This window comes from Echinicola vietnamensis DSM 17526, from assembly GCF_000325705.1.
GTDB classification, from domain to species: Bacteria; Bacteroidota; Bacteroidia; order Cytophagales; family Cyclobacteriaceae; genus Echinicola; species Echinicola vietnamensis.
Window position 1 is genome coordinate 1,294,827 of sequence record NC_019904.1, and the last position, 18,152, is coordinate 1,312,978.

General features: G+C 45.4%; 14 protein-coding genes. 10 read left to right on the forward strand and 4 right to left on the reverse strand.

Translation table 11 applies throughout. The features are described from left to right. The first annotated feature begins 83 nt into the window (after window positions 1–83). Entirely contained in the window at window positions 84–392 is a 309-nt protein-coding gene (locus tag ECHVI_RS05505; protein ID WP_015264967.1) for a hypothetical protein, read from the forward strand. A 62-nt stretch (window positions 393–454) separates the two neighbouring features. Here the strand turns inward: ECHVI_RS05505 and ECHVI_RS05510 are convergent, their stop codons facing one another. Beyond that, complete coding sequence (locus tag ECHVI_RS05510) at window positions 455–967, reverse strand: FKBP-type peptidyl-prolyl cis-trans isomerase (RefSeq protein WP_015264968.1); 513 nt, start codon at window positions 965–967, stop codon at window positions 455–457. A 219-nt stretch (window positions 968–1,186) separates the two neighbouring features. On the opposite strand from ECHVI_RS05510, the gene ECHVI_RS05515 reads away from it, so the two are divergent. After that, window positions 1,187–1,939 carry a TerC family protein gene (locus tag ECHVI_RS05515; protein ID WP_015264969.1) on the forward strand — a complete coding sequence of 251 codons (753 nt, stop codon included), beginning with the start codon at window positions 1,187–1,189 and terminating at the stop codon, window positions 1,937–1,939. 15 nt (window positions 1,940–1,954) lie between these two features. Here ECHVI_RS05515 and ECHVI_RS05520 read toward each other — a convergent pair whose 3' ends face one another. Next, window positions 1,955–2,719 (reverse strand): hypothetical protein, encoded by a 765-nt coding sequence (locus tag ECHVI_RS05520; protein WP_015264970.1) that lies wholly within the window; start codon window positions 2,717–2,719, stop codon window positions 1,955–1,957. 131 nt (window positions 2,720–2,850) lie between these two features. Between ECHVI_RS05520 and ECHVI_RS05525 the strand changes: the two genes are divergently transcribed. The 7 genes from ECHVI_RS05525 to ECHVI_RS05560 all read left to right on the forward strand — a co-directional run bounded on the left by ECHVI_RS05525 (window position 2,851) and on the right by ECHVI_RS05560 (window position 11,854). Then, a complete protein-coding gene (locus ECHVI_RS05525; RefSeq protein ID WP_015264971.1) occupies window positions 2,851–3,174 on the forward strand; it encodes a Rieske (2Fe-2S) protein in 324 nt (107 codons plus the stop codon). A gap of 96 nt (window positions 3,175–3,270) precedes the next feature. Continuing rightward, window positions 3,271–4,947: an AsmA family protein gene (locus ECHVI_RS05530; protein ID WP_015264972.1), complete on the forward strand. Its 1,677-nt coding sequence runs from the start codon at window positions 3,271–3,273 to the stop codon at window positions 4,945–4,947. A 102-nt stretch (window positions 4,948–5,049) separates the two neighbouring features. Further along, window positions 5,050–7,890 carry an excinuclease ABC subunit UvrA gene (gene uvrA, locus ECHVI_RS05535; RefSeq protein ID WP_015264973.1) on the forward strand — a complete coding sequence of 947 codons (2,841 nt, stop codon included), beginning with the start codon at window positions 5,050–5,052 and terminating at the stop codon, window positions 7,888–7,890. 468 nt (window positions 7,891–8,358) lie between these two features. Continuing rightward, window positions 8,359–9,411 (forward strand): sensor histidine kinase, encoded by a 1,053-nt coding sequence (locus ECHVI_RS05540; RefSeq protein ID WP_015264974.1) that lies wholly within the window; start codon window positions 8,359–8,361, stop codon window positions 9,409–9,411. A gap of 17 nt (window positions 9,412–9,428) precedes the next feature. Continuing rightward, entirely contained in the window at window positions 9,429–10,172 is a 744-nt protein-coding gene (locus ECHVI_RS05545; RefSeq protein WP_015264975.1) for a LytR/AlgR family response regulator transcription factor, read from the forward strand. Window positions 10,173–10,315: 143 nt separating this feature from the next. Further along, window positions 10,316–11,068 (forward strand): LytR/AlgR family response regulator transcription factor, encoded by a 753-nt coding sequence (locus ECHVI_RS05550; RefSeq protein ID WP_015264976.1) that lies wholly within the window; start codon window positions 10,316–10,318, stop codon window positions 11,066–11,068. Between the two features lie 474 nt (window positions 11,069–11,542). Beyond that, window positions 11,543–11,854, forward strand: coding sequence for a hypothetical protein (locus ECHVI_RS05560; RefSeq protein ID WP_041738344.1), 312 nt, complete (start codon window positions 11,543–11,545; stop codon window positions 11,852–11,854). Window positions 11,855–12,099: 245 nt separating this feature from the next. Here the strand turns inward: ECHVI_RS05560 and ECHVI_RS05565 are convergent, their stop codons facing one another. Then, the gene (locus ECHVI_RS05565; protein WP_015264977.1) at window positions 12,100–13,467 is read right to left on the reverse strand and encodes a PhoH family protein; all 1,368 of its coding nucleotides are present in this window, start codon (window positions 13,465–13,467) and stop codon (window positions 12,100–12,102) included. A 239-nt stretch (window positions 13,468–13,706) separates the two neighbouring features. On the opposite strand from ECHVI_RS05565, the gene ECHVI_RS05570 reads away from it, so the two are divergent. After that, entirely contained in the window at window positions 13,707–16,487 is a 2,781-nt protein-coding gene (locus tag ECHVI_RS05570) for a glycoside hydrolase family 2 protein (protein WP_015264978.1), read from the forward strand. Between the two features lie 144 nt (window positions 16,488–16,631). Here ECHVI_RS05570 and ECHVI_RS05575 read toward each other — a convergent pair whose 3' ends face one another. Next, a complete protein-coding gene (locus tag ECHVI_RS05575; protein WP_015264979.1) occupies window positions 16,632–17,882 on the reverse strand; it encodes an aminotransferase class I/II-fold pyridoxal phosphate-dependent enzyme in 1,251 nt (416 codons plus the stop codon). Between the last annotated feature and the right edge of the window lie 270 nt (window positions 17,883–18,152).

The following is an 18,152-nucleotide window of genomic DNA, read 5'->3' on the forward strand; positions in this document are numbered from 1 at the left end:
TTCGAGCCGAAGGCCTCTTTGGAGACTTTAAAAAGATACCATTATATAATCTATCATAACAAGCATAAAAATCTAATTGGACCATGACTCCTAATATAGAGGATCCCGTAATCACCTTATCGGGGATTTTTGTAAGCATTTTGCAAATTGCGGTAGCTTTCTTTGGAGGGCTATTTCTGTGGTTAAGTATCATGGCCTTCAATGGCCATGCGATGATCAACATGCTATTGGAAATGGCAGATGAACCAGGGCACGTGAACCCGGAAGAAATGTTCTTTGCAGGAATAGTCCTTTCAGCACTTTTCCTGGCGTGTATTGTGGTGTTCTTTGTGCTAAAATACCTTCGCAAAGTCGTCAACAGGGAAATCAATTCACGCCCTCCCATGTACTGAAAACTCTCCAAGCCAGGCATCACATCCTGAAGAAAAAGTGATGCCTGGCTTGGAGTGGTCGGTCAGTGATGATGTCCTCCAGGACCATGGACGTGCCCATGCTCGATTTCTTCCGGATCGGCATCTCGAATGGCCACAATCTCCCCTTTGAAGTGAAGGTCATATCCTGCCAAAGGCGAGTTAAAATCCATATGGACACCTTTGTAATCGACCTTGGTGATCTCTCCGCGAAGGTGATTTCCCTGATCATCCTGCATCGGGATCACTTTCCCTACCTTGAGCAAATCCTTGTTTTTCTTGCCGTCTTCCTTGAAGTTGGATTTGGGAACGATGGCTACTTTGCTCTCATCGTAGTCGCCATATGCATTTTCGTAATCGATAAATACGTCAAAGGTATCGCCCACCTGCTTACCGGAAATGGCTTCCTCCAATGAAGGCAAGGTATTGCCTGCGCCAAACAAAAAGGCAAAGGGTTGTTCTTTGGAAACTTTTTCTTTGAATTCTTTGCCATTTTCGCCATCATCTACATGGAGTTCATAGGCCACGCTGATGACTTTATTCTTTTCTGCGTTCATGATATTTGTGAGGTAAATGTTTAATTCTGAATTTTCACCTTAAGACAAATTAGCGAAACTCAATCGCTTTTGTACCTCTTTCCATGTGATCTCTGGCAGGGTTCACGTAAAAAGGTTATTTGGGCCGTAAGGGTTCCCAAAATTATCAAAAAATAATTTCATCAATGATCAAGAAACTAAAAGCTTTGCTAAATTCACTGCAAATTAAATAGGGGAATTATGGAAATATTTTTGCAGAGCGAATCGTGGATCGCCTTATTGACACTGACCTTTTTGGAAATTGTCTTGGGGGTGGATAATATCATATTTATTTCCATTGTTTCCAATAAACTCCCCGAATACCAGCAGCCAAAAGCCAGAAACCTGGGGTTACTTTTGGCCATGTTTTTCCGGATAGGATTGCTATTGGGGATTTCTTATATCATACAGTTTACGGAACCGCTTTTTACGGTTTTTGGTCATGGCTTTAGTGGTCGCGACATGATTTTGGCGGGAGGAGGATTGTTTTTGCTGTTCAAATCTACCATGGAAATCCACCATAAGATGGAAGGAGAGGCCGAAGAGGTAAAGGCCAGGTCCAGTGCGTCCTTCGGAAGTGTGATCGTTCAGATCTTGTTGCTTGATATGATTTTTTCATTCGATAGCATCCTCACAGCGGTAGGCTTGGTCGATCATGTATTGATCATGGTTATTGCTGTGGTCATTGCCTTGATCATCATGATGATCTTTGCGGGTAAGATCAGTTCCTTTATTAACAAACATCCTACGCTCCAGATTTTGGCCTTGAGCTTTTTGATCCTCATTGGCGTGATGCTGTTGGTAGAAGGCTTCCATGTGGAAGTGCCCAAAGGATATATCTATTTCGCAGTATTCTTTTCCTTGGCCGTGGAGCTGGTTAACATGCGCATGCGTAAAAAAACCTCCCAAAAACCAGTTGAACTTAACCCCAGGATAAAGGAATCCAAGGAATAACGAGCGGATGTAGGCTTATTGGTCTTGTGCTGCTTGCTTTTCAAGATATGCTTCTCGGTAATTCGACCAGATTTCGTAAATCGGGTCTCCCTTGGAGCTTAGTCCACTGTGGTGCCAAGCCTCATCCTTCACAGCGTAGTCGAATCCCAATGAAGCGCCCACGCGGCTGTCATCCCTGCTGAAAAACTCAATGTATTCAGTGTATTTTCCGTTTTGGGCGGTGTAATTTCCGCCTCCTGTACCGCTAAACTCCTTGGTTTCGGAATTGAAGGCAATCCACTGGAAGCGGCCACCACCGAGGATTTTGATCGTTCGACGTGGCCCAGGCGTCATGGTCTGTAATTCACCGTCACGTTTTCGACCGGTGATCACCCATGTGCCGTTCAGGTCATCGTCCCTGTCGGAGATTTTTTCCCATATTTCAATGACGTTTTTACCCTTATTCGTATAAGAAAGCACCATTTTTTCTTCCACAAAATCTAGGTTATAAGTAGTAGTGGTGCCCACTTTTTCGGGACTAGTGGTAAAAAAATCAAATGTTTCGGAATAGGTATGCTCGCCTTCTAAGGCATATAACCCGCCTCCTGCACCGATAAAATGGTTTGTGGTATCCGCTGTTTTCGCCCCAAAGGCAAAATACCCGTCCTGAAAGATCTTGACCTTTTCCTCATCGGTGACCTTTTCACCATTCAGGTACGTCAACTTCCAGGAACCTTCCAATTCCTGACCAAAAACATTTAGTGCCAAAAGCAGCAGCGGGAATATGCATAGGTTTTTCATCTGTGGGGGCTTTTAATGATGCTACTAATTTACAAAATTCGCTTAGTTCCCTTTCCCGTTTTGGGAAAGTTTGGTACTTTTTATACAAATGGTGTCTTAAAAAGAGATTTTCAAGCATAAATAAAAGCAAAATGGCAAAATTTACACTCGGCAAATCAAAGGATGACGTAATGGGGATGTTACCAGAAGGGGACATTAAAATCACGCAATTGGGCGCAAGAAAGGTGTGTGTGGTGCGTGCTGGTGAAGATGTCTTTGCTTTTGAACAGCAATGTCCTCATCGAGGAGCAGCCCTAAAAGACGGCCACATCAATGGGCAAGGAGAGGTGATTTGCCCGTTACATGCGTACCGCTTTGATTTGAAGACGGGAAGGTTGGCCTCTGGGGGAAGCTGTGGAGACCTGCAGGTATATTCGTGTCATCTTTCAGAAAGCGGCTTGGAGATAGTCATCTAGCACGTTAATACGACAAAAATTATGACTGCTTCGACCTAAAAAAGAACTAAACCACAATTTTTTAGTTATATTGATTGTATTATTTAGAGAAGATATATGAAAAAGAAAAAGTGGGTGATTTTTTTGGGTGCAATGTTACTCCTGATTGTTTTTGTCTTGGAAGGGGTGCCGTTTTTGGTAAACCTCTACCTGAACAAGAATGCAAATGAAATCGTAAGTGACTTGATTACGCGTACCGATGATTTTAGTGGGCATCAAGTGAAGTTTGGGCAGATTAAACTGGATTATGACTACCGTGGTACTTATTTGGAACTGGATTCGGTAGCCATCTTCCCAGCGGAGGACCTTTCCCCAAACGAAGTTAAGATCAACCTGCTCGCCGACCGGATTTTGCTCTCGGGATTTTTGTGGAAAAGCCTTTGGCTGGACAATACCATCACGCTGGATTCAGCAGAGCTCCGAAATGTACGAATCAATTCCCTTTCGCCGTCCCTGGACTCTTTGAAGCTAAAAGATAAGTCACAAGCCAAACAAAGCTCCGGCAAGGATTATAAATCCATACAAGTGGCCCATATCAATATCCGTGATTTTGCCATCCAAAACAGGGATGTCGTGACCGATTCTGCCAGGCTGGAACTGGAGGGCTTGAATGTCGTGGCCACTGATTTTATAATCACCAAAAAGGACCTTGAGCAGCCAGATGCTTTATTTTCAGTAGGTGACATAGATGGCAGCATTGCCCATTCATACATCCACTTTAACCAGTATCGAAATGTCTTGCATGCAGAGGGCATCCAGTTTGATAAAGGAAAAAGGTCGCTGGAGGTCAAAGCTGTCCAGCTGGACAATAAGCTGGACAAGTATGCCTATACGAGGAGTTTTGCCAAGGAAACGGATTGGATAGAGCTGATCAAAGGTTCGGTGAAATTGGTCAATATGAACTATGATGCCTATTTCCGAAAAAATCTCATTGAGTCCGAGAAACTGGTCATTGCTGATATGGAGATCAATGTCTTTAGGGACAAAAGAAAGCCCGATGACACCCGTAAGCGACCCAAGATGATCAATGAAATCATCAAAAGCATTCCTAAGGACCTTCATGTGGACGTCATCCAAGTGGATAACGGCTATGTTTCCTATGAAGAACGCCCCGACAATGATGGGCCTGTGGCGGGCAAGATCTTTTTCGACCAGATTAATGCCAAGATCATAAATATCACCAATGTGCCTGAAATGCTCGACATGCACAATGAGCTTACCTTGAAAGCAACCGCCAGCATCATGGGTGAAGGAAAGGTGGACCTAAACGTCACCTATTTCCTTCAGGACAGTACGGGGAGGTTTACCATGGATGGAAGCATCCGAAACATGGAGATTACAGCGATCAATCCCATGCTCCGTCCTGCCACCCAAGTAGAGGCCCGCAGTGGTGTGATCGACGAGATGACATTTGATATCAATGCCAATGATCTGGAAGGCACAGGAAACCTCGTGATGAAATATCATGACTTGGCCATTGATATCCGGGGGAAATCCTATGGAAAAGGTCAGAACATTTTCCAAAAAATCGGTTCATTCCTTACCAATAAGCTGGTCATTCGATCAGAAAATCCAGGCCCTAAAGGCGAACTCAAAGAAGGAACGGTTTACTTTAAGCGAGATCAGAGCAAATTCATTTTTAATTACTGGTGGAAGCTTGTGCTCAGCGGGATGCGGTCTACCCTGACCGGGGAGGACGAAGAGGCCCTTCGAAAAAGAAGTGCCAAGCAATAAACTTATTCGCTGTCAAAACGGTTTTAGAAGACGGTAAGGGTATTCCGTGAATAATCCATATTTTTGTAAAATTGTAAACCTAATAAAAGGTCCGATCCCTTCATGTCAAAAACAGTAGCAGCAGTAGAAGAAACAATAGAGATTTATGGTGCTCGTGAGCACAATCTCAAAAATTTAGACCTGTCCATTCCCCGAAATAAGCTTGTGGTCATCACGGGCCTTAGTGGAAGTGGCAAAAGTTCCTTGGCATTTGATACTATCTATGCCGAAGGACAGCGCCGCTATATGGAGAGCTTTTCCGCCTATGCCCGGTCTTTTCTTGGTGGGATGGAGCGTCCGGATGTGGATAAGATCAATGGGCTTTCGCCGGTGATTTCCATCGAGCAAAAGACCACCAGCAAAAACCCTCGCTCTACCGTGGGCACCGTGACGGAGATTTATGATTTTATGCGTTTGCTGTATGCCCGCTCCGGGGAAGCGTACAGCTACCTATCGGGAAAAAAAATGATCCGTCAGACGGAAGATCAGATCATTGACCAGCTGCTGGAGCACTTTGCAGGAAAGAAGCTATATATCTTGGCTCCTGTAGTAAAAGGACGGAAAGGACATTACCGGGAGCTCTTTGAGCAGATCCGAAAAATGGGATTTTCCAAAGTCCGCGTGGATGGCGTGGTCATGGAAATGGTACCCAAGATGCAAGTGGACCGGTATAAGATCCATGACATCGAAATCGTGGTCGACAGGATCATTGCCGAAGAAGACGACCGCTATCGCATCACCCAGTCCCTCAAAACTGCCTTGCAGCACGGGAAAGGCATCATCATGCTCCGTGATGAGGAAGGAAACGTCCATCACTTTTCCAAATACCTGATGGATCCGACCACAGGGCTTTCCTATGATGAGCCAGCCCCCAACACCTTTTCCTTTAACAGTCCTTACGGAGCTTGCCCGACTTGCAACGGCATTGGAGTGATTGAAGAGATCACCAAGGAAAACATTATTCCAGATCCCAATTTAAGCATTTCAAGAGGTGGAATCGTGCCTATTGGAGAATATAGGGACATCTGGATTTTCAAGAAAATCGAAGCCATACTAAAACGCCACAAAGCCAGCCTGTCCACCCCGATCAAAGACCTAAAGGAAGAGGTGCTGGACGTATTGCTGTATGGTGATAAGACTGCGGTGGAAGTGGATTCTGTAAAATATCCCGGCACCAAGTGGAGCACCACTTTTGAGGGCATTGTAAATTTTCTGCAAAAGCAGCAGGAAGGAGGTTCGGAAAAAATCCAAAAGTGGGTCAGTGACTTTACTACCACCCGCGAATGTCCCGACTGTGAAGGATACCGGCTGAAAAAAGAAGCCCTTCACTTCCTGATTGCCGGAAAGCATATTGGAGAACTGGCCATGATGGACATCCGGCAGCTTGGCAATTGGTTTGACCAAATCGATGATAAGCTTACGGAGAAACAGAAAATCATTGGGGAGGAAGTATTGAAGGAAATTCGCAAGCGGATTGGCTTCCTGCTGGACATAGGATTGGACTATCTTTCGCTAAACCGGCCACTTCGGACCCTGTCTGGTGGAGAAGCCCAGCGGATCCGGCTGGCCACCCAAATCGGTACGCAACTCGTGGGAGTCCTCTATATCTTGGATGAGCCCAGTATCGGCCTGCACCAACGCGACAACGTCAAGTTGATCAAAGCCCTTCAGGACCTCCGGGATTTGGGAAATTCCGTTTTGGTGGTCGAGCATGATAAGGATATGATGCTGGATGCAGATTATGTCGTGGACATCGGGCCAGGGGCGGGCCGTCATGGCGGACATATCGTCGCCAAAGGCAGCCCCAAAGAAATCCTTCAGCAAAATAGCCTGACCGCAAAATACTTAAATGGAAAAGAGGAAATTGCCATTCCTCAGGAAAGGAGAAAAGGCAGCGGTAATTTCCTGACATTACTGCAGGCCAGTGGCCACAACCTGAAAAATGTGGACTTAGAGCTGCCATTGGGAAGTATGATCTGTGTGACGGGCGTATCCGGCAGTGGTAAGAGTTCTTTGATTCACGAGACGTTATTTCCATTGCTCAACCAGCATTTCTATCGCAGCCGCAAGACACCATTGCCCTATGGCAGCATCAAAGGACTGGAGCACTTGGACAAGGTCATCGAGGTGGACCAATCTCCCATTGGGCGTACGCCACGATCAAATCCCGCCACCTACACCGGGGTGTTTACTGACATCCGGGCACTGTTTACCGAATTGCCAGAAGCAAAAATCCGCGGGTACAAGCCTGGCCGGTTTAGTTTCAATGTCAAAGGAGGCAGGTGTGAAGATTGTGAAGGGGCCGGGATGAAGCTGATCGAAATGGATTTTCTGCCAGATGTACACATTCCCTGCGAAACCTGCAAGGGAAAACGCTACAACAGGGAAACGCTGGAGGTGAGGTTTAAAGGTAAATCCATTTCGGATGTCTTGGACATGACCGTGGAGCAGGCGGTGGAATTTTTTGAAAATCAACCTAAAATCCTGAGGAAAATCCAGACCTTAAATGATGTAGGCCTCGGCTATATCACCCTTGGCCAGCATGCCACCACCCTCTCCGGAGGCGAGGCACAGCGGGTAAAACTGGCGACAGAGCTTTCGAAGAAAGACACCGGCAAGACCTTTTATATTCTCGATGAACCCACCACAGGCCTGCACTTTAAGGACATCGAACATTTGCTGGAAGTTTTGAACAGGCTGGTGGAGAAGGGAAATACCGTGTTGATCATTGAGCACAATTTGGACGTAATCAAGGTGGCGGATCATATCATTGACTTGGGGCCGGAAGGAGGCAACAAAGGCGGCCAAATCCTCGCCCAAGGGACACCAGAGGAAGTGTCCAAGCATCCTTCGAGCTATACGGCCAAGTTCTTACGGATGGAGTTATCTCCAAGTAAAGCATAGATTGGCCTTTTGGTTCCGATACCGCCATTGCAAGGCCTATTGTTCTCTTCACAAAGCTGAAGAGGGCAATAGGCTTAAATCTTTCCCGTAATTTGGATGAGATCAGGCACAAATGCTGGGCGGACGTGCGATGATGAAATCGGGAAGTGGTTACTTTCGAAGTATGGTTATAACCTGTTCGATTATAGAACCATCACTGCGAGGCTTGCGGGGAGATTTAGGGCTGGAAAAGGGGGCGCAATGACGTTTTTAGTGCTAAAAATAGTCGAGCTCAGGTTTTAGGTGTGTGGTAGATAGGAGACTTTCCATCATTTTTAAGGGATGGGCATTATTGTTTGATAAACACGTGCCGAAATGCATTTCCCCAAAAACATGGCTGGATTCGGGATAAGCCCTTTCAGCAATGGCTGTATCCATTGATAAAAAATCGCTGCCTACATCCGAAGACTTCCTTATATTTGGGATGGAATGGACAGAAGTAGATTATATTGGATATTTCAGGTATTTGGTTGGGCAGCATTTGCGGTGATCAACCTGTTTTTTGTTTCCTTGATCCGGGGCATCACCTCGGTTCAGGTGGGGGCGTACTTGTCACTTGGAGCATTTTACTTTGTGTCCACGCACTACTTTAGGCACCTTATCAAGCGTCAAAATTGGTTTAATTTTAACCTCTCCAAATTATTGATTCAGGCATTTTGTGCACTGCTGGTCTTGAGTTTTGCCAATGTCATCGCCACGGTATTGATCAATTGGATTTTTGGGATTTTGAGAGAGCAGGAAGACCTGAAGCCCATTGTGCTTTTGGTAAATATGTTCATTAGCTTTTTATACTATGCCCTTTGGGCAATGATGTATTTTCTCTACCATTTTCTGGAAAACTACAATACTACGCTTAAATACCAGGCCAAAATCAATGAGGTCAAGCTCAACCAACTCCGAAACCAGCTGAATCCCCATTTCATTTTCAACGCACTCAATAGCGTCCGGGCATTGGTGGACGAAAACCCTCCAAAATCAAAAGAAGCCATCACTCAGCTGAGCAATATCCTTCGCTATTCCTTGATCATGGATAAAAAGAGGACCATAGATTTCAGCGATGAAATCAAGATTGTGCGGGATTACCTGGACTTGGAGAGTATTCGCTTTGAGGAGCGGCTCAAGGTGTCCTATGACATAGAAAAGAAGGCCTATCAATATAAAATTCCACCCATGATGCTTCAGACCATTGTGGAAAATGCCATCAAACATGGCATTTCCAACCTGATGCGTGGAGGGCTCATTCACATTAAGTGCTCCATAGGGCTTTCGGAAGACCTTTATATCGTGGTAAAGAACAGTGGCCAGCTCACCCATAATGCCCAGCGAAAAGAAAATGATGGCAGCGGCCACGGTATTTCCAATACCATTCAGCGATTAAAATTAATTTATGGTAGCAAAGCTTACTTTAAAATGCGGAATTTTGACAGTGAGTTTGTGGTCACAGAAATTAAAATTCCAAAACAAAATACTAAATTAGACTAATCTTAAAACTTTATAGCATGCGCGCACTAGTAATCGATGACGAAAGACTGGCAAGAAAAGAACTGATCAACCTATTGTCTTCCATAGATGATGTGGAGGTAATTGGAGAAGCAGTAAATGTAGATGATGCGAAAGAAAAGATCAGCAGCCTGAATCCTGATGTGATATTTTTAGATATTCAGATGCCTGAAAAGACTGGGTTTGACCTGCTGTCCGAAATGGAAACCGTCCCCGATGTGATTTTCACGACGGCATACGATGAGTTTGCACTGAAGGCATTTGAAGTAAATGCCTTGGATTATCTGTTGAAGCCCATAGAACCCGCCAGACTATCCGAAGCCATCGCAAAACTGAAAAATAAGCTTCAAAATAATGCTGATTTGACCAAAGATACTGAAAAAGTTACCATAGAAGGGGAGAAAAAACTATCTTTGAATGATCAGGTGTTTGTAAAGGATGGTGATCGCTGTTGGTTTGTTAAACTTGAAAATGTGCGGTTGTTTGAATCCGACGGGAATTACATAAAAGTTTATTTTGAAAACAACAAGCCCATGATCCACAAGTCCCTGAATGCCTTGGACGAGCGATTGGATGAAAAATCTTTCTTCCGGGCCAGCCGGAAGCATATTATAAACTTAAGTTGGGTAGAAGGGATCGAACCTTGGTTTAATGGAGGGCTGGTCGTGACACTTAAGGGAGGAGACCGCATTGAAGTCAGCCGACGCCAAGCCGCAAGGTTTAAGGATATGATGAGTTTATAATTAAAAAACGACGGTTTTAAATTGTTTTTTAAGAATAATATTCTCATTTTCAGTCAGTATTTGAGAAAAAATTGAATTCATTTGTGAATGTTAATGATTGAGCATCAAGCGCTTCACCAAACATAGACCAACCATACGATAACATGAAAGAAGAAAGAATACTGGTTGTAGAGGACGATCCGGATATTGCAGAAAATATTGAGGAGATCCTTGAACTTTTAGGTTACGTAAATATTGATATCGCAAATTCTGCCAATCAAGCCATCAAGGTAATCAAGAAATACCGGCCTGATCTGGTATTTATGGACATCAAACTTAAAGGTGACAAGGATGGTATCGAGCTGGGAGAGATAATACAGCAAATGGTGGATGCCCCCATTGTATATGTCACTTCTTACAGTGATCCCTCGATCATTGAGCGTGCGAAACGTATTCATCCGGCAGGATTTATCGTAAAGCCATTCAACACGAACGATATCCATGCAATCGTGGAAATCGTCCTTTACAATAGACGAAACCAAAGTGCCAGCTCGGATACCCCTAAACCCAGTGCTGAAAGCCCATACCTGGTAGCGGATGCGGTTTACATCAAATCCGATAATGCTTATGAACGAGTTGACTATGGCGATATTTATTATGTAGAGGCCAACGGAAACATGGTTTCTATATTTACCAAAAACAAAACCTACACCATCCGTAAGTCCATGAAGGAAATGGAGGAAAAGCTTCCTTCTAATCTCTTCTTGCGGGTACAAAAATCTTATATCGTACAACTGGCCCAAATTGCGAGCTTCAGCACCAAGGAAATTAACCTAAAGGATGGTGCCGTGGTGCAAGTAGGCCGTCAATACTACAACAGCTTCTTGGCCAAGCTTAATACCATTACAGAGAGTTAATTGACGATTGCTAGAAAGGATATACTCAAAAAAGCCTCCAGTTTGGAGGCTTTTGTTTTATAATCCCATGAAATGTTTTTGGGCCAATCGGAAAAGTTGGTTATTCGTCTATTGGGGTGGATCAATATTTTCCTGGTCGCCTTAGGCTGCTATTCTGCCACGGATGAACGTTGATAAACACCGATAGGGTGTTAGAGGCTTTGCAAATCCGTGTTCATCTTTTTTATCGGCGGCTTACGTGACCTAAAAGTTGACAATGCACATGTCTGTGGCTGTGAAGAGGCCTTTTCGGCAAAGCTTGAATTCATGCAGTCCAACGATAAAATGCCATCCTTTTAAGGAAGCTGCGCTCAAAAATATTGCTGATCCCTGGTATGGTGCATGATATATACTGGAAAGCCAGCCCCGGAGGGGCGACACATCCATAGCCATGGGTTTCACCCATGGTAACTTAACCCAGTCAACATTCATCCCTTGGAAAAGTGGCTTGATTCTATTGATCATCAAGACGGGCTTTACCGAAGTGGTGAGCTGGGCTTTCAGCCTGAAAGGAAGAAATTATGGCGGCTGCACCCCAAGGCCTTACCTTGGGCTAGGATGATAAAAGGCTTTCAGCCTTCGTTGGGGATAAATATCAGCTTGCAGTCTCCTGTCGGGCTGAAAAAATCCAAGGTAATCGCCTTTAGGAATGTACCTTCAAGAAAGACCAACGAAAATCTTCATAACCTGCGCCATCTGCATGCAATCAGCACCTACCAACATCCTCCCGCCATCGTTGTAGCATGATCCTCAACTGTAAAAGCAGGGAACGGTCGGTTTGCCTAGTGGTAGTAAGGCCACGGGAAAATAAAAATCCACAGCGTCCCAAAGGTACCAAGTCCATACAATACCCTGCACGGCGAAGGAACAGTTAAGCCACCTGAAACTGCCATAAAATCTGCCTCGATCAACCAAAGAAGCGTAACGATGATTTTGAGGCAGCTTCAGGTTACCATAGCTTTTGCTTTCCCAATGGCAGCGCTAGGCTTAGGTTAAAGCAGCTCATTGGCTAGATTGGCGAGTTCGGAGCGTTCTCCTTTTTCCAGTTTGATGTGCGCGTAAAGAGGATGCTCTTTCACACGGTCTATCAGGTAAGAGAGCCCGTTACTCTGGCTGTCGAGATAGGGGGTGTCAATTTGATAGACGTCGCCTGTAAAGACGATTTTAGTGTTTTCCCCGGCCCGGCTGATAATGGTCTTAATCTCATGTGGCGTGAGGTTTTGGGCTTCGTCCACGATAAAGAATATGTTTGACAGAGACCTTCCACGGATATAGGCCAGCGGTTGTATGACCAGTTTCTCCTGGTTGACCATTTCGGTGATCTTTTGATATTCCTTGTCGGATTCCTTAAACTGGTTTTGGATAAACTTCAAATTGTCCCAAAGCGGTTCCATGTAAGGGTTAAGCTTCGACTTGATATCTCCGGGCAGATAGCCGATGTCTTTGTTGCTTAAGGGGACGATGGGCCTGGCCAAAAAGATCTGTTTATAGTCCCTTCTTTGCTCCAAGGCACCTGCCAAGGCCAGCAAGGTCTTACCGGTACCGGCTACCCCCTGCACGGAAACCAACTTGATATTTGGATTGGTGATGGCATGCAGGGCAAAGGTCTGCTCGGCATTTTTAGGTTTTATATTATAGGCAAGCTTTTTATCCACCCGTTCGATGGTGTTTTCCTCCCCATTATAATAGGCCAACACAGAATTCTTTTCGCTTTTTAGAATATAAAAGGTATTGGTCTTCCGCTTGCGCGTCCCCAAGACTTTCTTGGCCTCTACAGTATGATTATCATATAATTGGTTAATGACATCAGGGTCGATGCCCTCTAAAATATCCTTGCCGGTACTTTCCAGTTCGGTGATATTTTTGATCTTGCCTGTTTCATAATCTTCTGCTTGAATATCCAGGGATTTGGCCTTGAGGCGGAGATTGATGTCCTTGCTTACCAAGATGACTTTCCGACCATTTTCACTGATTTTCAGATCAAGGGCAGCATTTAGGATTTTATGATCGTTTTTTTCCTCTCCAAAGATCGTATTGGCATTTTGCTGATCTGCTTTGCCATTACTGTCATTGGTGGTCATCATGACCTTAAAGTTGCCTTTGGTCTTTCCGTTCAGTGGGGTCCATTTGTGGATCATCTTGTCTTTGGAAAGCTTGTCCAGTAATCGAATAAACTCTCTCGCCTCAAAATTCTTGGAATCATTACCTTTCTTAAACTGATCGAGTTCTTCCAATACCGTGATTGGAATCACTACATCGTGCTCGGCAAAATTCATAATGGAATTGTGGGCATAAAGAATGACCGAGGTGTCTAAAACAAAGATTTTACGGTCACTTTCATTTTTTTTAGCTCTAGGCATAGGCGAAAAAGGTTAGTGATTTATGTTTAGAATAAGATAGCCATTTATCTCTGGGATTGCCATATTTTTATGTAAAATTGAGAAGGACAAACCTGATGGAGCGTGTAAGCCGTTGGGGATCAACGGGAATATTTTTTTCGGCGCGCTTTTACGGATACGCGCTATATATTTTTGGCCATTTTACCTGATTTTCACCATGATCGCTTATATTGGTCGTTCATGTCAAAAATGATAAGCCCATGCCGTCAAAACTAGTGCTTTTTTCAATCCTTGCTTTTTGTTGCTTTACCCTTGCATTCGCTCAAGAGCCTCACGAATACCGAAGAGTTTATCTTTCCGGAAAAGATGCTGCCCATCCTGTAACATGGGATTTTAAGGTTTCGGATGGGAGAAAGGCGGAGCAATGGAGCAATATCCCTGTTCCTTCCAATTGGGAACTACAGGGCTATGGAACCTATAATTATGGCCATGATCATAGCCGTGAGGACCGCCAGCTTGGCAAGGAAGTAGGCTATTATAAACATCCTTTTGAAGTACCAGCAAGTTGGCAAGAGAAAACCATCAACATTGTCTTTGCCGGCTCCATGACCGACACGGAAGTAAAGATCAATGGGCAGTTGGCAGGAGAAATCCACCAAGGAGCCTTTTATGAATTTAGCTACGATATTACTGAGCTGCTTCACTTCGGCGAGGAAAATCTTTTGGAAGTAAAAGTGGCCAAACATTCGGCCAATGCCTCGGTGAACAGGGCCGAGCGACAGGCCGATTTTTGGATCTTTGGTGGGATTTACCGACCCGTTTATTTGGAAGTGCTGCCCAAAGCCCACTTTTCCAGGGTTGCCATTGATGCCAAGGCTTCTGGAGACTTTAAGGCAGTGTTGTACGTCAAGGAAATGCTGAAAGATGCGTCGGTAGAAGTCCGTCTGACGGACTATCAGTCCAAGGCGTTATTGGGCACATTTTCTTCTCCGCTGGAAAATGAACAAACGACCATTGCCCACAATTTCGGAAAGGTAAAAGCATGGAATCCAGAAGCACCCCAGCTGTACCAAGCCACATTTACCCTTTTGGAGCAGGGAAAGGCTGTATACACCCAAACAGCGCAAGTCGGATTTCGGACAGTGGAGCTAAGGGAAAGAGATGGCATTTATGTTAACGGCACCAAAGTAATCTTCAAAGGGGTAAACCGGCACTCTTTTTATCCTACTACCGGAAGAGCGCTCAGCGAAGCCAATCATTTGGAAGATATTCTGTTAATGAAAGAAATGAATATGAATGCCGTAAGGATGAGCCATTATCCACCTGATGAGCGCTTCTTGGAGCTCTGTGATTCTTTGGGCTTGTTTGTGCTGGATGAAGTTACCGGGTGGCAAGACGGTTATGATACCATCGTCGGGCCAAAGCTCATCAAGGAAACCATCCTTAAAGATGAAAACCATCCTTCGGTGATTGTTTGGGACCATGGAAATGAAGGCGGTTGGGATTTTGCCAATGAGCAGTGGTTTCACCAGTGGGACATCCAGCAGCGGCCGGTCATCTACCCATGGCTCAACCGAAACGGGGTGGACAGTTTCCATTATCCCACCTACCGTGCCGGCATCAATCGCCTCTCCAATGGGCACAACATTTTTATGCCCACGGAAATGCTGCATGGCCTTTACGATGGAGGCCATGGGGCCAACTTGGACGACTTTTGGAAGGATTATCTGGAAAATCCTCGTGCGGCCGGTGGATTTTTGTGGGTGTTTTCCGATGAGGCTGTCGTCAGGACAGATCGTGGAGACAGCTTGGATGCCGATGGCAATCACGCTCCCGATGGGATTGTCGGGCCCTTCAGGGAAAAGGAAGGGAGTTTTTACACCATCAAGGACATCTGGTCGCCAGTCCAAGTCACCCCCATGGTCGTAAATGCCCACTTTGATGGGAAGCTTATCCTGGAAAACCACTATCTATATACCGATCTCGAAGGGATGGAGCTTAGCTGGACGCTGAAAGCATTTGCCAACTGGCATGAGGAAATAACATCTGGCGGTACCGTCACCCTCAAAAGCACCTTACCGGGCGAGCATTCACAAGTGGAGTTAGGGCTTCCTGATGATTTTGCCCATTCAGATTGGTTGGAAATCGCTGTAAAGGACCATTCTGGCAAACTGATCAATACCTGGTCCTGGCCCATTGCTTCCCCTGCTGAATTTGCATCTAAGCACCTCCCGGAATCCACAGCTGCTGAAGTACCAACCATGATCCAAAAGGAGGGAAGAGCCTTTACCATAGGGGATCTAAAAGTGTATTTTAACGAAAATCATGCACTGGAAAAGGTAGAAAGAGCCGGTCAAATCCTTCCTTTCTCCGGTCCGGTTTTGAAGCATGAACCAGTCCCCAAGGAGGCTCAAGTCCATCAAGATGAGGATGGAAATTACCATATAAAAGTAGCCTACAAAACATACCCCTACACGGTGAAATGGACCCTTTATCAAAATGGCCTGATCAGATTGGTCGCAGCAGCACCGGACAGAAGGCAAAGTGAAGAACCCTATGTCGGCATTCATTTTAATTTTCCTGAAGAGCAGGTTACAGGTGTCCAATGGCTCGGGGATGGTCCCTACCGTGTCTGGCAAAACCGATTAAGGGGTGCTCGGTTTGGAGCCTGGCAGAAGGATTATAACAATACAATCACGGGATACAGCACCCAAGGACGGCTGGAATATCCGGAATTCAAGGGATACCACGCAGACCTATTTGCTTATCAGTTGGCTACTGAGCATGGAGGCTTCAGTGTTTATACGGAAAGTCCGGGCTTGTTTTTCCGCCTGTTTACGCCAGAGAATTCTCCATATGTCACAGATGATTTGAAGGTGCCTTTTCCGGCGGGAGACTTATCCTTTCTTTATAAAATCCCGGCCATCGGCACCAAGTTTCATGCTGCTGAAGACATGGGCCCCTCCTCACATGACCAAAGAAATGTAGGCCATCATGGTGATCAGGACGATCCGATTACCCTTTGGTTTGATTTTAGGTAAGGAGGTATCGCGGGAAATTTTCTCCTATAAAAATGAAACCCGTCATGGTGATGAGGAAAAGTAGCAAGCGTCCTTTTATCTTTAGACACGGCTTGCCTCATTTTCGCTACGTTATTCATGACGGGTTTTTGATAGGGTGATGATCTAGCCTTTACTGACCAATTCACCTTCTAGGTCCATAAGGAAGCTGTCAAGGACCCCTTGCCTTACGTGGTGCATGACCACGATCTTGTACCATTTTGGCTTGAATTCATAGCTGTCGGCCACCAAGTTGTATTTTTTGGCTATTCTTGGCGATATGAATTCAGATTTGATGGTGATGATGTTTAAGTGAGGGTTTCTGAAATATTTTACCCCCATCCTGTCCAGCCGGGTGCAGATCCTTTCCGTCCGGTCACAGAGCGAAGCCATTTTATATTTCCAGCCTTCGGAACCATGGATTTTTAGGATCATCCACATGGAGACCGCATTGGCACCTGACCGGGATCCGCATAGGGTGTAGTCCTTGCCCGGGATATACTGTGCTTCTTCGGTACAGACATGGTGGATATAGCCCTTTCTGATGAGGAAGAGTCCCGTACCATAAGGGGTTTGAAGCATCTTATGGCCATCACTCGTGAAGGAGGTGATATACGGATTCTGAAAGGTATAGGTGCTTTCCTCATTGGTAAATGGATAGATGAATCCACCATAAGCCGCATCCACATGGATTCTGAAGGTGACATTGGCCGTGGTGAAGAAGTCACCTAAGCGGTCCACGTCATCCACCGACCCAAACATGGTAGTGGAGAGGTTGGCGATGACGATAAAGTATTTAACACCGTTTTCCTTCGCCTCGGTGATTTTGCTTTCCAAGGATGCTTGGGTGATCTGCCGGGTTTCTTCATCCACCTCCAAGATGATGTTGTGGAGGTTCAGCAGGTTGGCGCCTTTGGGCATGGAATAGTGGGAATCGCTGGAATAGACCACTGCGATTTCTTCGGTCTTCGCCCCATATTCCGCTTGGAAGAAATTTCGGTAAACCCACATGGCCTGGATGTTGGCTTCGGTGCCTCCTGTGGCCACATAGCCATCCTGTTGCCCTTGCTCACCGGCGAATACCTCTTCCGCCACCAAATTGATCAGGTCCCGTTCGATCTTTTGGGTGCCCTGAAACAAGTCAAGCACCGACTCCTCACTCAAGGTGTGGATGCCGATGTGGTTGGGGTTTTGGACCATCACGGACATAAAGGGTGCGTCTTTCAGGAAAGGCGCATCATGATAGAATTCGGTCGTGTCCAAGTAAGTTCCCGGTACACCCAGTGCAGGGTATTCACCCCTGTAGTTATGGTTTTGCGCCAATGCGCCAAATATTTGCTTCTTAACTTCTTCGTGCGATAATTTTTTCCAAAACATGGTAATGGTGTCAATTGGTTGAACTGTTTAATTAATGAAAAAAACCGGTTTTAGAAGCTTGGTTCACCCTATAGGGGCTTTCCCTCTTCGGTGGGAGTGTGCCTGTTTTTTAGGGCAATAGGATTGAACCGTTGACAGTAGCTTCGTAGTGTGTCAGCGATTCAATGGAAGATGTACCATCCACCTGGGCAGATCGGCATATCTCATTCCTCATACCATCTTCAAGGGTTCCAATCCCGGTTTTCGATCTGGTATCAAGCACGTTTACTT